Annotated in this window: 10 protein-coding genes, 1 tRNA gene and 1 pseudogene; 4 read left to right on the forward strand and 8 right to left on the reverse strand. The window is 66.8% G+C overall.

Going from position 1 to position 13396, the window contains the following annotated elements; genetic code table 11:
- Positions 1-57 precede the first annotated feature (57 nt).
- Positions 58-130: transfer RNA gene (locus ABVB68_RS04170), tRNA-Lys, on the forward strand.
- A gap of 34 nt (positions 131-164) precedes the next feature.
- On the opposite strand, the pseudogene ABVB68_RS04175 reads toward ABVB68_RS04170, so the two are convergent.
- Both ABVB68_RS04175 and ABVB68_RS04180 read right to left on the reverse strand, forming a co-directional pair.
- Positions 165-1126 (reverse strand): annotated as a pseudogene (locus ABVB68_RS04175) (site-specific integrase); the annotation flags it as partial.
- Between the two features lie 123 nt (positions 1127-1249).
- The gene (locus tag ABVB68_RS04180; RefSeq protein ID WP_353599445.1) at positions 1250-1999 is read right to left on the reverse strand and encodes a hypothetical protein; all 750 of its coding nucleotides are present in this window, start codon (positions 1997-1999) and stop codon (positions 1250-1252) included.
- A 225-nt stretch (positions 2000-2224) separates the two neighbouring features.
- Between ABVB68_RS04180 and ABVB68_RS04185 the strand changes: the two genes are divergently transcribed.
- Both ABVB68_RS04185 and ABVB68_RS04190 read left to right on the forward strand, forming a co-directional pair.
- Positions 2225-3577 carry an NsdA family TPR-like regulatory protein gene (locus ABVB68_RS04185; protein ID WP_353599446.1) on the forward strand — a complete coding sequence of 451 codons (1353 nt, stop codon included), beginning with the start codon at positions 2225-2227 and terminating at the stop codon, positions 3575-3577.
- A gap of 35 nt (positions 3578-3612) precedes the next feature.
- Complete coding sequence (locus ABVB68_RS04190) at positions 3613-4113, forward strand: NUDIX domain-containing protein (protein ID WP_353599447.1); 501 nt, start codon at positions 3613-3615, stop codon at positions 4111-4113.
- 111 nt (positions 4114-4224) lie between these two features.
- Here ABVB68_RS04190 and ABVB68_RS04195 read toward each other — a convergent pair whose 3' ends face one another.
- The 6 genes from ABVB68_RS04195 to ABVB68_RS04220 form a co-directional block, all read right to left on the reverse strand.
- Entirely contained in the window at positions 4225-4605 is a 381-nt protein-coding gene (locus ABVB68_RS04195) for a hypothetical protein (protein WP_353599448.1), read from the reverse strand.
- Positions 4606-4654: 49 nt separating this feature from the next.
- Positions 4655-5170 (reverse strand): hypothetical protein, encoded by a 516-nt coding sequence (locus tag ABVB68_RS04200; RefSeq protein WP_353599449.1) that lies wholly within the window; start codon positions 5168-5170, stop codon positions 4655-4657.
- A 14-nt stretch (positions 5171-5184) separates the two neighbouring features.
- Positions 5185-7449, reverse strand: a complete 2265-nt coding sequence (locus ABVB68_RS04205) for a hypothetical protein (protein ID WP_353599450.1) — start codon at positions 7447-7449, stop codon at positions 5185-5187.
- 28 nt (positions 7450-7477) lie between these two features.
- A complete protein-coding gene (locus ABVB68_RS04210) occupies positions 7478-7906 on the reverse strand; it encodes a hypothetical protein (protein WP_353599451.1) in 429 nt (142 codons plus the stop codon).
- A 1-nt stretch (position 7907) separates the two neighbouring features.
- Positions 7908-9218 carry a type VII secretion-associated serine protease mycosin gene (mycP, locus tag ABVB68_RS04215; protein WP_353599452.1) on the reverse strand — a complete coding sequence of 437 codons (1311 nt, stop codon included), beginning with the start codon at positions 9216-9218 and terminating at the stop codon, positions 7908-7910.
- A gap of 1789 nt (positions 9219-11007) precedes the next feature.
- Positions 11008-11562 (reverse strand): DUF2563 family protein, encoded by a 555-nt coding sequence (locus tag ABVB68_RS04220; protein WP_353599453.1) that lies wholly within the window; start codon positions 11560-11562, stop codon positions 11008-11010.
- Between the two features lie 848 nt (positions 11563-12410).
- Between ABVB68_RS04220 and ABVB68_RS04225 the strand changes: the two genes are divergently transcribed.
- Positions 12411-13112 (forward strand): hypothetical protein, encoded by a 702-nt coding sequence (locus tag ABVB68_RS04225; RefSeq protein ID WP_353599454.1) that lies wholly within the window; start codon positions 12411-12413, stop codon positions 13110-13112.
- Positions 13113-13396: the final 284 nt, after the last annotated feature.

Below are 13396 nucleotides of genomic sequence, written 5' to 3' on the forward strand. Positions count from 1 at the left end.
GATACCCGATCGGAGACCCGGCCTCGTCCCGCTATGCTCGGACAGGCAACATCGCCAGGGCCCTTAGCTCAATTGGCAGAGCAGTGGACTTTTAATCCATTGGTTGTGGGTTCGAGTCCCACAGGGCCTACGGCTGGTAGGCGGGGGATATGGCCCCTGACCTGCTACGCAGCGCCTGAGTCGGCTTCGGCTGGCTCGGGCGCTGCTTCGTTTTCAGGCCCGTGCGTGAGCGATGCGTGAGCGGATGTGCCCGTGGCCGCGGATCGGCTGCCGCTGGGGCGGACGATTCGGCAGCTGCCGGACGCGACCGAGGGATCAGCTTCGCTGCCTTCTCGGCGATCTCACGGTCCAGCTCGGGGAGCAGGCTCGTGTACGTGTCCGAGGTCAGCGTGATGGTGGAGTGCCGGAGCGTCTCCTTGACCGTGTGGATGTCGCCGCCGCCTCCGTGCGTGAGCGTCGCGGCCACGTGACGCAGGTCCCGCAGGGTGATGGGCGGGAGGTCAGTCGTGGCGATGATGCGGCGGAAGGATTCCGACACCGTCTCGGGGTGGAGCCAGGAGCCGTCCTCCTTGGTGAAGACCTTGCCCGTGTCCTGCCAGGCGCCGCCCCACTTGGCCCGCTCCTTGTCCTGGCGGGCCTTGTGGTCGCGCAGGACGGCGATGTTCATGCTGTCGAGCGCGATCGTGTTCGCGCTGCCGTCCGTCTTCGGCTCGGACTCGTAGAGGTCCCAGCCGTCGACCACGATCTCCTTGGCCGGAGTGATGAGGCCAGCGTCGAGATCGATCTCGTGCCAGTCCTGGCCGACCGCCTCGCCGCGCCGGAGGCCACGGGTGCCCATCAGGTGGAAGATCGCGTACAGCCGGTCGCCCTCGGCGGCGTCGAGGAAGGCGCCGAACTGCTGGGGAGTCCAGACCATGACCGGGCCGGGGACCTCGCCCGTCTCGCGCCAGCGCCGGACCCGCTCCTCGGTCCAGAGGAGCGGCTTGGGCCGCCTGCCGGACTCCAACTCGACGTGGGAGGCCGGATGGAAGGTGATGAGCTGCTGGGCGATCGCGGAGTTCAAAGCCGCGCGCAGGGTGCGGCGGATCGCCTGCCGGGAGGCCGGGCCGGTGATCTTCCGGAACGGCAGCGGACCCGGCGCCGATGTGCGAGGCGTAGCCGCGGCGGCCGTGCGGGTGCGGTGCGCTGGGAGAAGCACCTCTGCCGAGCAGGTCTATGCCCGCCCCGGAGCCTGGTGTGCGGTGTACTGCTACGCGGCAGGGCTGACGCGGTGGGCGTAGACCTGCTCGATCCAGCCGGCCTTGAAGGCCGCGAGGTCGTCGCGGAAGGCGGTCATCGAGGCACCGTAGGGCGCGACGACGCCGCCGGACTGGTCCGGCACGGACTGGCAGCCGTGCACGAGCCGACCGCCGAGGGCGGCGTGGGCCTTGATGGACTCGATGCGGCGGTGCTCGTTGAACCAGCCGCCGTGGTAGACCTCGTCGAGCATCCCGCCCATCTCGTCGTCCAGGTCGAAGACGACGGAGGTGGCGGCGGGGAAGAACCAGCACGGGCCGACGTTGGAGATGTGCCCGTCCAGCTCCACCTTGTTGAGCGCCATCAGCGTGGCCGCCTCGCGGAGCATCCGCAGGTGCTCGGCGGTGATCTGCGGCAGGCCGAGTCCGGCGAGATGTTCGTCGCGGAACAGGTAGGCGTACACCTCGTAGGCGGTGGCCAGGACGCGTGCGGCGTCCGAGGTGGACTCGCCGTGGGCCTTGATGAAGTCCAGGGCGAGCTGCTCGACCGCGCTCTCGGTGGTTTCCTCCACGTGCAGGAGGTGGGACTTGACCAGCTCCCAGTCGGCGACGAGCCAGGTGTTGGACTCGAAGCGGAAGAAGTACTCGGCCGGGTTGATCGTGATGCGCCGGCCGTGGATCTGGATGCCCGGCAGTCGGCTCCAGCGTGCGTCGAACGCCTGGGGCAGCTCGACCGTGATGGCCGTGGTCTCGATGGTGGTCACCGTGTCTCCGTCTCTGATCGGCCGGGTTCGGGCACAGGCATGCCTGAACCCGGAGCGGTGGTACGGAACTTCGGGGAGCCGCCCGGCTGAAGGGGGGAGCCTGGTCACGGTGTCGGACCGGGCCGGGCGGTTGATACTCAGTGAACACGCCGTCACGCACAGTGGGTACGGTGAGAGGCAGTCGAAGCGGTATACGCGGTTTACAGCTCCGGAGCGGAGGCGATCGTGGCAGCGCAGAGAGAAACCAACTCCCGCCTGCGCGAGACCATCGAGGCCACGGGCTGCACGTACGAGGCTCTGGCGAAGGACATCCGACGCATCGCTGCCGAGAACGGCGAGACCCTCCAGACCAACAAATCGGCTGTCTCCCACTGGGTGAACGGCACCCGCCGGCCGACCGGCCGGACCGCCCGGTATCTCGCCGAGGCACTGTCCCGGCGAGCAGGCCGCACGGTCACCGAGACGGAGATCGGTCTCCGCGGAGGCGAGGCGCCGACCGAGCAGGCTGATCCCGTCCTCGCCGCGACCGACCTCGGCCGTGCCGACGTCGAGCGCCGGCGCTTCCTGGCCGTGGCCGCCTTCACCGCAGCCGGCGTCGCCATGCCCCTTGCGTACGACCACGAAGCCACTGCGCGCATGCTTCGAGCCCGCACCGGCAGCTCCCTGGTCGGTACGGAGGACGTGGACGTCGTACGCCAGATCACCGCGGCTTTCAGTGCTGCCGACGAGCGTCTCGGCGGCGGCCATGGACTCACCACCGTCACCGCGTATCTCGCCGACACCGCTGCCCCCATGCTCCGCGGCCGGTTCCCGAACGAAGCCTTACGCCAGGCAGCCTTCGGAGCGGTCGCAGAACTCGCCTACCTCGCAGGGTGGAAGCACCACGATCTGGGCCAGGAAGGTGCCGCCCAGCGCTACTACCAGGTCGGCTACCAACTCGCCTGCGAGGCCGACCCGCACGGCCACGCCGCCTGGATGATGCGGGCCCTCGCCCACCAGGCCCTCAGTCTCAAGCAGCCCCACCACTGCGTCGACCTCGTCGAGGGCGCACTGACCCGCGGCCTGGGCCGCGTCGACGGCCAGACCGAGGCGCTGCTCCACATCACCCATGCCCGCGCGTACGCCGCTGTGGGCGAGAAGCCCGCAGCGGCCCGCGCCCTGCTCGCCGCCGAAGATGCCCTCCTACGCGAGGACGGCCCACAGCCGAGCTACTCCCGCGTCAGCGGCCCGGCCGCCGGCACCGTGGCCAGCCACACCGCCCGCACCCTGACGGACCTCGCCGACCACGTCGGCACCGAGCAACAGCACCGCGACGCCCTGATCCGCTGGGACCCCGAGAAGTACAGGCGCGTCCATGCCCTCACCTATGCCGACCTGGGCGACAGCCTCGCCGCCCAGGCCCGAGCCGACGAAGCCGTGGCTGCCTGGTCCCAGGCCCTGTCCCTCATGGAGGGCATGACCTCGGACCGGACCCGCAAAGCGATCACCTCACTCCGTTCCACCCTCGCCACCTACCAGCGTCGCAGAGTGCCCGGAGCCGCCGAACTCGCCCGTCGCGCACGCGAAGCACTGGCCTAAGCTGCCCACCAACCGGCCGACGAAGGGACGCAACCGTGGTTCAGCGGACAACCGACGACCAGTCCAAAGCCCTCAAGCCCGCCCTCGAATCCATGACCCTGCTGGTCGCCGCCGTCATCGTTCACGACAAGGCCACCAACCGCGTCGTCCTCCTCCAGCGCAGCCAGAACGCCAAGTTCGCCCAGGGCATGTGGGACCTGCCCGTCGGCAAGAGCGAGCCCGGCGAGCCCATCACCGAGACCGCCGTACGCGAGCTGTACGAGGAAACCGGCCTGACCGTGAAGCCAGAGGCTCTGAAGGTCGCCCACATCATCCACGGCGCCTGGGGCGTCGAAGCCCCCAACGGCTTCCTCACCGTCGTCTTCGCGGCCCACGATTGGACCGGCGAACCGGAAAACCGCGAACCGCGCAAACACGCCCAGGTCCGCTGGGTCGATGCCAAGGCCATCCCGGAGGAGTTCGTAGACACCACCGCGAGCGCCCTCCACCGGTATCTCACGGGCGGTCCGGAAGTCTCCCTCGACGGCTGGCGGTAACCCCTTGGCTCATCGATGAGCGGACCTACAAGAGGGCTGATGCGCTCACGCAGACGCGGTCACGACGACCGGCGCGCGGTGGGTTTCCAGTCCAAGCACTCGCCCGGGAGCTCACAAAGGCGAGCCTGCAGGGGAATTTGTGTCCTGTTTCGGTGAACCGGCGATTCGGTAGAGGAGCTTTGCGTACAGCGATGTTATTGCGGCAATGACCGTCGGAATCATCGCCAGGGCAAGTACACCAAGAAGTACGGGCCACTGGCGCATGCCGCTGTCGCAGGGCCCGTAATCCTGGTCGGCATGGAACATCGGCGCCCGGCACTTGACTCCACCGGCCTCGTACCCGAAAAAGAGCAGGTAGAGAAACCAAACCCACATGCCAATCGCTGCGAGCATCCAAAAGATCGACCACTTTTCTATTCGGTCGGCGTCTCGCAGGGACTTCTCGTCGCGTGGACTGCCGCATGGCCATGGCGCCTGTAGGCGCTCGTTCATGACTGTCTCTCCCTGCGTGCCGATGCGGTCTGGGCTGCATCCTCGCCGACTAATCGGTGCAGTGGAACTTTTTCGTTTCGCGAGGGACGAAGTCGTTGACGAACCGTTGGAGTTTCTTGTAGCCGGTGGGAGTGTTCTCGACGCGGTCGCCGAAGAAATAGACCCCGAATACCATGTATGCGTTCCCAGAGGTGCAGGTGGCCCGCACCACGGCGCCGTCGCTTCCGATCGCCGCATGCCCCGGGAAGGACACGGCCCGCTCGGCGGCGTACTTGTGCGGTGTTGCCTTGGGCTTCCAGTCCGCCGGATCCGGGGCCCGGTCATAGCGTTGGATGTCGATGTACAGCACCTTGTGGCCGCCGACACTCAGCGTGCAGCCCGCACCCGGCTGACCCTCAAAGGCGTAGTACGTCTGCTTCACGGACCCGTTGTGCGGCATGAGTGGTGACAAGGCCGCCTTCGACACCGGGACCTTGCAGAAGTCCGCGGGGACGGTGGCCTGGGTGCTGGTGCTGCAGCCCGCCACCGCTCCCATGGCGGCGGTGCACCACAGGGCCGCCGCCATGCGCCTCGTTGTCATCACTGCGCTCCCGCCATGCCGCGGGCCCGGGCATTGCCGTTGTTGGCCGCTGAGTTGATCTGGTCGTACATCCCCTGCTCGTGTGAGTAGTCGGTATGGGTGTCGGCCCAGTGGGAGTTGGCTGCGTACCACTGGTGGGCAATGGCGTTGAGCTGGTTCTGGCGATGGTGGAAGGTCGCCTGGCTGTCACTCGTCAGCTTGTCCGCCTGATGCTGCTGTTCGTCCATGATCCAGGCGCTGGTGATCACGTCGGCTCCACGCTGCAAGGCGTCACCGTACACGGGGACGAAATTCAGCATCCCACCGGAGAGGTGGTAGCTCCATGCTTTGTCCCAGGTGTAGTCGTGCTGGTCCCCCTTGAGGGCCAGGTACCGGCCCTCCTCCATGAAACCGACCGCGGTGCCGGCCGCATGGAGGGTGTCTTCCGGGCGCCGCGAAGGGTTGTGAATGTCGTCCATGATCGCGTAGTTCATGCCCGTGTGAAGCAGGTTGTAGGAGTCCTGGCTCCGTGATATCTGCTTCGTCATTTCCAGGACCTGCTGCCGGTCCAGATCAGGGCCATCGGTGGTATGCCGGTCGCCGCTCGGATCGCTCATCGCCACATACGTCTCATGGCCATGATTGGTCATGATCTTCGCCATGTCGTCACGCAGAGACGGCGGCATGTCATCTCCCTGCTTCGACAGGATATCCAGCGCGTGCACGAACACCCTGTTGTTGGCGTCCGTGTGCGACGTCGGTCCCATCGGGCGGGGTCCGTGCGGGTCGATACCGGTGGCTGCTGCGGTCAGGGCGTCGCTGAGTCCCTTGCGCTCGTCCGCGTCCAGGGCATTGGGCCCGTCGCTTTCATGCTCCCCCCGCCATTCGGTGGTATTGACGACGTGCCAGTCCCGGTCCTTGAGGAGGTAGTGGAGGCGGTCGTCGCTGCCGCCGGCGTGCGGATCGAGATAGCCGGCGGCTGCCTCCGGGTTGTGGCTCATGATGCCCAGGGCACCGTCAACCGGGTCATTGGCAAACCAACCGTTGCCGTTCTTGCTGTCGAAGTTGCCGTAGAGGTTCCAGATGTGCGGGTGGTCCCTCTCCGCGGCGATCGCGCCGTCGGTGACGTCGGAGAGGAACTGCGGTGAGTAGCTACTGTGTCCCTGCTGCATCAGGGTGACCAGGCTCTGGTAGCCGCGCACCTGCTGTCCGTGTTCCTTGGCAACCCTGTCGACCTCCCCGGCCGTCTTGAGGTCGTACTTGTCGGCGCCGTGTTCCCTCAGGTCGTTGCCGAACTTGATGTAGAACTGGGCGTCGTCGGTCGTCAGCCAGTTGTCAAAGGCGTCGTTGTACCCCTTTGACCCGAACGGTAGGTGCTTGCCGTTCGCGTCCTTGAAGTCCGGGATACGGGTGGCAGTCGCCAGCGAGTCGGCTATGCCTCCGTTGATCTGGAGGTAGGCGTTCTTGTCCTTGGTGTCGTCGAAGTACGCCAGGTCGTCGATCTTGTTGGTGAGCTTGAGGGTCTTGTCTGCGCCGAGGGAGTTGAGGAGGGTCTGGCTGAAGACCTTGTCGTGGGAGTTGTCGCGCATCAGGCGCTGCCACTCCTTCAGGTCGTCGCTGTCGAGCTTCTGGCCGTCCAGGATCTGGTTGGCGTAGTGCTTGGCCTCGCGGGCCTCGTACACCTCGATGTCGCCGACGGCGGCGCCGTTGAAGGTGTGGCCTCCCTGCCCCATCGCGTCGTCGAAGGCGCGCTGGATCCAGCTCTTGATGCCGGCTGCCTCGTGGAGAGCGAGCTTGACGCCCTGGTCGGCGTCGTCCACCTTCTGTTCGGCGTCCTTGATCTTCTTCGTCCAGGCCGCTTCAGCATTCTTCGCCTGGGACACGTACTTGGGGTAGTCCTCGTCGTGCCGCATCGGGGTGAGCTTGCTGAAGTCGTAGACCGCCTCGCCCTGGCTGTTGACGGTCATGTGGTCCGCCTTCACCTGCTCGACGACGTCGTTCACGTTGCCGATCAGTTTGGAGAGCTGCTGATGGGCGTCCCGCAGGATTGAGGCGATGGCGCGGGCTTCAGTCTGTGCGTCCTTGAACTGCTGGTGAGTGGCAGCCAACTGCGCCGCCCTGACCGCGGCAGTGAGGCCTGCCGTGTCCTCGGTCGCCGCCGACTCCACCTTCGCGGCATAGAGGGCCTCCAGGTCCTCGAAGCCGCCGGCCATGTCCTCCCAGTCGGTGGCCGCCGTCGTCAGAACACCGAGCTTGATGGTGACCACGTCCTGATAGCTGAGCATGCCCGTCCTTCTCCCCGTCCCCGTTTTCCTAGACCTCGCGCCCCTGGTGGGACCCGGCATTGATCTGCGCCGTCCGACTGCCGACTCCGTAGTCGACGTACTGAAGGTGCTCATGGCTGCCCTCCAGCGCCGCCCGGTCCTGCCCCAGGCGCGCCTTCAGGTTCTTGACCTGCAACTCCCATTCCGCGTGGGCGTCCTTCAGCCCAGAACCGGTCTGCCAGCCACTGAACTCCCGCACAGCCGCGGAGGTGGACTCGTCGGCGTGACTGCCCGCCTTGTCCGTGCCTTGCGGTATCTCACCCTGCAAGGCTTTGACTGCGGCGTCGTTCCCCGCCTTGTTCGTCTTCAGGTCTGGCGCGCCCCCCGTGCCGGCACCCGCTGCGCTGTCCAGCCGCATCGTGTTCTGCCGACGGGCCAACGCGTCAGCCTTCAGCTGCTCCCACTCGTCCCATGCCATCTCAGGGCCTCCCCCCGTAGTTGCTGTCTCCGTACGACGGCGTCTGTCCCGGTCCCGGTGGCATGGCTACGTGAGCCTGAGCCACCGTCGCTGCACGCCGGCGCCTGCGTGCCGCCCCAGCTGCGAGCGCCCCACCCGCAACTACGACAACTCCAGCACCCCCGAGAGCCCATGGGAGTGCCGAGCCGCCGGCCGTAGCTGCGGATGCTGCTGGTGAGGGGCTGCTGTCATCCTTCGCGGAGGCCGTGGCTGACTTGTTCGGGGCCTTGGATGCCGCTTGCTTGAAGTCGGGCAGCGGGTAGACGTCGGCCGGGCCGGGGTCGCCCGGGTTGGTCAGCGCGATTCGGGGGCGAACGGCGCCGTAGCCGATGTAGTCGGTGCGCTTCTCGCCGCTTGTTGGCTTGCTCGCGGTGTTGAGCATGACCCGCAGGACCTGGTTGTTGGTCCAGTTCGGGTGCTTGGACCAGATCAGAGCGGCGGAGGCGGAGGCGAACGCGGTGGCGTCACTCGTGCCGTGCGAGTTGCACAGTTCCGTGCCGCCGAGGCAGGCGGAGACGATGTCCTCGCCCGGCGCGACCAGGTCGACCTGGGGACCGTGCTCGGACTCCTTGGTCGCCTTCACGTTTCTGTCGATCGCTCCTACGCCCACCGCGCCCGGAGTTGCTGCCGGGTACTGCGGTTCGTTGACAGTGTCGCCGTCGTTGCCGACAGCTGCGAAGATCAGCTTCCCCTTGGACAGCGCGTAGGCGACGGCGTCGGTCAGCTCGCGAGATTGCGCGCTACTCCCCGCCGAGATGTTGATGATCTGGGCATTCGAATCGGCTGCGAACCGGATGGCCTTCGCCGCGGCAGTGGGAAAGTCGTCCTGATTGCCGTCGGTGCGGTTGCGTTCGATGAAGCCCGGGATTCGAATCGGCATGATCTTCGCGCCCGGGGCCAGGCCATATGAGCCCAGGGTGGCGCCCTTGGCGCCCGTGCCGGCGATGAGGGCAGCAATGGTGGTGCCGTGGCCGTCGTAGTCCGTGCGTTCGTCACCAGCTCGCTTGGAGAAGTCCTTGCCCGCCACGACCTGGCCACGCAAATCCGCGATATCGGCCTGAACGCCGGTGTCGATCACGGCGACCGTGATGCCCTTGCCCGTACTGGCCTTCCACATCTGCTCGGCGTGCATGGCATCGAGGTACCACTGCCGCTCGCGCACGGTGTCTGCGTAGGCCGGTGTGACGGCAAGGCTGGCCAACAGGGTCCCGACGGCTGCGGACGCGGCTCGGCTGCGCCATCCGGCCTGCTTGCTGCGGCTGCGCATCATCATCCTTCTCGTCCTATGTCTCATCGGGCCCTTTGGGCAGCGGAGGCGGCTCCGGCCGGTTCTCCCTCACTTCCAGCAGGGGATCTCCGCCTTTTGCCTCAGGCTCCCTGTGCTCTGTCCGGTCCGTCGCGCCGCTGCCAGAGCGCTTCTCGCGAGCCGAGCGGTCATCGCGCTTCGAGGCGGTGGGGGCACCCCGAGATGGTCCGCCCCGCCGTGGCATCTGCTCGCCTCTGGATGCCCCTTCTCCGGCTTGGACGTCGCGTGAGGTGAACCCTGCCCGCCCACGGCCTCGGGATGGTTTGGGCTGCCCGCCGACAATCCCATTGGAAGGGGCGGGCGTGCGCCCCCTTGCCGCACCCTCCCGTTCCACTGAGGGATTCCCGCCGCGGGCTGGTGTGGCCCCTGCCGCAGGGCCGCCCGACACGGCCCCGCGGCCCCTGGGAGGCTGCTGGTTGTTCGGGGTGCCGCCAATGATGTTGCCGCGTGGAATCGCACCAGCAGGCCGTCCTGCCGCCGGCGAGACGGGACGACCGCCCGTGATACCGCGGCTGCTCCCGGCGGATGGGGAGCCAACCGGCCCACGCCCAGTGCCGTACTGACCGCTGGGCTCACCCGGACCGAAGGGGCCGGAGAACCCTCGACCTGGGGGACGCGGATTCGTGGACATGCCCGGTCCAGACGGCATGGCACGAGGAAGTCGCCCGTCGTTCACAGGGAGCCGCTCGCCACCACCTCGAAAGCCTGGCGGCAGTGTCGTTCCGGCCCCGAACGCAGGAGGGAGCATCCCTGTCGCTGAAGGCAGCCGGACGTCCGGGTCGCTCGGTGCGACGGGCGGTGACGAAGGGGAGGCAGGCAGCACTGGAGAGGACGGCAGGGTCTTTACGCTGTCGATCGCAGTGTTCGTTGGGTCCGCATGAGGTCGTGGCGGTGAATCCGGAACATCAGCCAGGTCCGTCGGGTGGTGTGGGGCGGTCAGATGGCGTGGCACTGACGCCCTCGGCACCTGGTCTGGCTCCCTCATGCCTGAGCCAGTGGTTGGCTGCCGCTCCGGTACCTCTGCTCGCGCGGTGGTCCCCGGGTGGGTCCCGCCACCAGCGGTAGGGACGGAAATGTGAGTCTCCCCGCCACGTGAATCCGGCACAAACCGCTGAGGCAGTTCCGGGAACTTCGGTGCCTCCACCGCGTGGATCTGCTCCGTCGACGCCGTGTACGACTGGGCGAGCTTCATCATCAGCCCACCGGCCTCGGCACGGGTGTTGGCGTACTGGGTCTTGGCCTTTGTCACGGCGGCGTCCGAGGGACCGCCATCGTGGCTGCCGACGTCGGTCGCCTTCGCCGCATGTGCGTCAAGCACCGAGCGCGCGCTGACGCTCTGGTTCCGCAGGATTTCGAGCTGTGGCTTGACCTCGTGCAGCGTGTCCGCCGCGTGGCCCAGCCATTTGCCGGCGTTCTCGCTGTAATCGCCCAAACTCACCGTTGCCAGCGCCGCCTGGTAGCACCAGGTCCGGAACGCCTCGCCGCCCTCGCCCTCCCACTCGACCGCCAGACTGTGTTTCAGCAGATCCCCGCCGATCTCCTTGATCGTCTTGGCGGCCTCGGTCAGAAGTTCACCGAGTCCGCTGGCCGTCGGCCCGTCAGCCGACTCGACCATGGCCCACAGCTGTTCGGGGTCCTGAACCAGGAACCGTTCCTGGTTGATCGTCTCCCACATGCGGCTGGCAAAGTCAGACATGGAGCAGCACCGCCTTCCCTGTCGAGACCATCCCGTCGCACTGTCTCATCACCACGGACATCACAAGCCACCTGCCTGCGAGTCCGACGTGGAGCCGCGTCGACTATGGCCGGACGCATCCGCCCTGGCGTCAACGTGTCCTTTTGCTCCTGGCCGGGCCTCATCGGCCGCCAGCTTGTCGGCCTCGACGCGGATGCGGTGCAGCCGATCGCGAACGTCGGCGTCGAGATCGTGATAGTTGCTCTTCGACGCATCGACCGTGACCATCAGCCCCTCGATCTGCAGTGCCAGCATCCTGGAGAGGCGCTCCAGCTGGGAATGCACCTGGGTGTAGGCGCTGTGGAGCGCGTCTGCTTCATCGAAGTTGCCCAACCGTCCCGTCGGCATGGAACCGTCCGCGATCCTTTGCGGGGCGGCCTTCGACTTCTCCAGCCGGGTCAGGAGGTCGTTCACCCGGTTCTTGAAGGCCGTCAGAGTCTCGGCCTCGACCCGCAGCTCCCGGGCCACGACGGCGCCGACACCTGCGGTCGGGCCGATGCCGGATGCGGCCAGCGCGCCGGCCGCCGATTCCAGTGCAGCGGCGGTTGCCTGCGGATCCCCCGTGTTGTCGGCCATCGAGCCTTCCCCCGTGCGGTCAGCCCCTCAGTAGTACGTTAGCCACTCGCTTGTAGTGCCCCTGCCACCACCAATCGGTAACAGAAGCAACCCAGGCACGATAGTCGTGATCTTGCCTGGTTACGGAATCTTGACGCCGCCTCTGGCCGGCTGCTGACCGGAAAATGACCATGCCGTACGTCACAGCTACGCCTCCGCCTCCGTCTGCCTCCTTGCTGCACCCAGAGGTGTGGCACAGGTGGCGTCCGCCGTCAGGCGCATGAGCGTCTTGCGAATGGCCGGCACAGGTCGGCATTGGTCCCGATCCTGGGAGGAGCTCCGCTACCACCTCTCGGGCAGTCCGGTCAGCGAACAGTGGGCGAACCAGGGCAGATGTCGGCGCAGGTCTGCTGTCGGTGAGACTGCGGTCACGCGGTACGCCGAAGGCCCCGGCCATCGCTGTGGCGGACCGGGCTTGTCTACGGGCAGGGGATCGCCAAGTAGGCTGAGTTGGCCTCGAGTGTCAGTGCTCCGCGCCAGGATCCCCTTATGCACATCGACTTGGAGCGCATAGCCGCGATCCAGCGGTCGGTCATCGGGGCTGTGTTACTCGTTGCCATAGTGATGGTGACGTACCGATCGCTTGCCTGGGTCGCGCGTCGGATCCGCCGGATACAAGAGTGGTGGTCGGCCTGGAACGCGAGGGTTGCTGATCGGGACATAGCGCCGACAGCTCAGGCGCTCCAACGGCTTGGTTTGGCAGACCTGCCCATCCGTGATCTCCGTGAGGCTGGCCGGAAGACCGCGGGATCCGTAAAACTCCGCTATCAACTGCTCACCTTCGCGGTCAGCATGGGGCATCCGACCTGTTGATCGCCGTGATCAAAACCATCGACACCCAGCGGATGCAGCCGGACCTGAGGCCACCGGCGCTGATGCTCGCTGGTGTGACGTTGCCCCTCCTGATGTGGGCCGCGCGACGTGGCAAGGCCATCGTGGGTTACAGATTCCTGCTCTCGATCATGGCTGCCATCGAGGCGTGCGAGGCTGTGGCCAGCGCGGATACGAGCGCCAGGCATCAGGCGCTTCGGCATCTGGATGACACGTGCTCCATCGTTCGGCGGTCGCTCCTGCGGATCCACCGGATCTCGAACAGCGTCAGGCGTGGATCTCCCCGGCAGCGCAGCACAAAGCGTCACGCCGCCCTCGTAGTGGCAAAACTGCAGCTTGCCGAGGCGCAGGTCGACACGAAGGGCATTGGTGGGCTACGCAGTCTGGCCGCGCTGCTCGCCAAGATCGGCAACAGCTACGCTGCCGGAAACGCTGGCAGGCTTCTGCCAGAGCAGAGGCTTCGAGGCACGGTTCCGGTGGCCAATCGAGAAGGGCTTCGCCTGGTTGCCGTGGTCTCCGCTCCAGTAGCAGCGGTCTGCCTGGCCGTGCTGACGGGGCTTCCCGCAGGAGCCGAAACTGTCTTGGCGGCCGCTGCAGCCGTGGTGGCTGCGGCGGCCGCGTACGGGCCGCGGGTCGCAATCGCCAAAGCGGCCGAGATCATGAGCATTTTGAAGCAGTAGCACTGCGCTCACATTGGTACTGAACGCGCTGCTCAGCGGGCTCTTTTGCGTGAGCGATGCGTGAGCGGACGGTGCGGCACGAGCCGTCACGAGCCGCACCGCGCATCACGGCACACATGCTCTGACCAGGCAGTTCCGGACACCGGAGCAGTGTCCGGAACCACCCGGCAAGCCTTGGCCAGGACTCTTAGACGTCGTCTCATTTGGAGTGCTGGGTAATCTTCACTGTGTGGTGATGGTTGAGCGAATGGTGCCGGACGAGTTGTGGGAGCTGTTCCAGCGGG

This window comes from Streptomyces sp. NPDC096012, from assembly GCF_040426375.1.
Classification (GTDB): domain Bacteria; phylum Actinomycetota; class Actinomycetes; order Streptomycetales; family Streptomycetaceae; genus Streptomyces.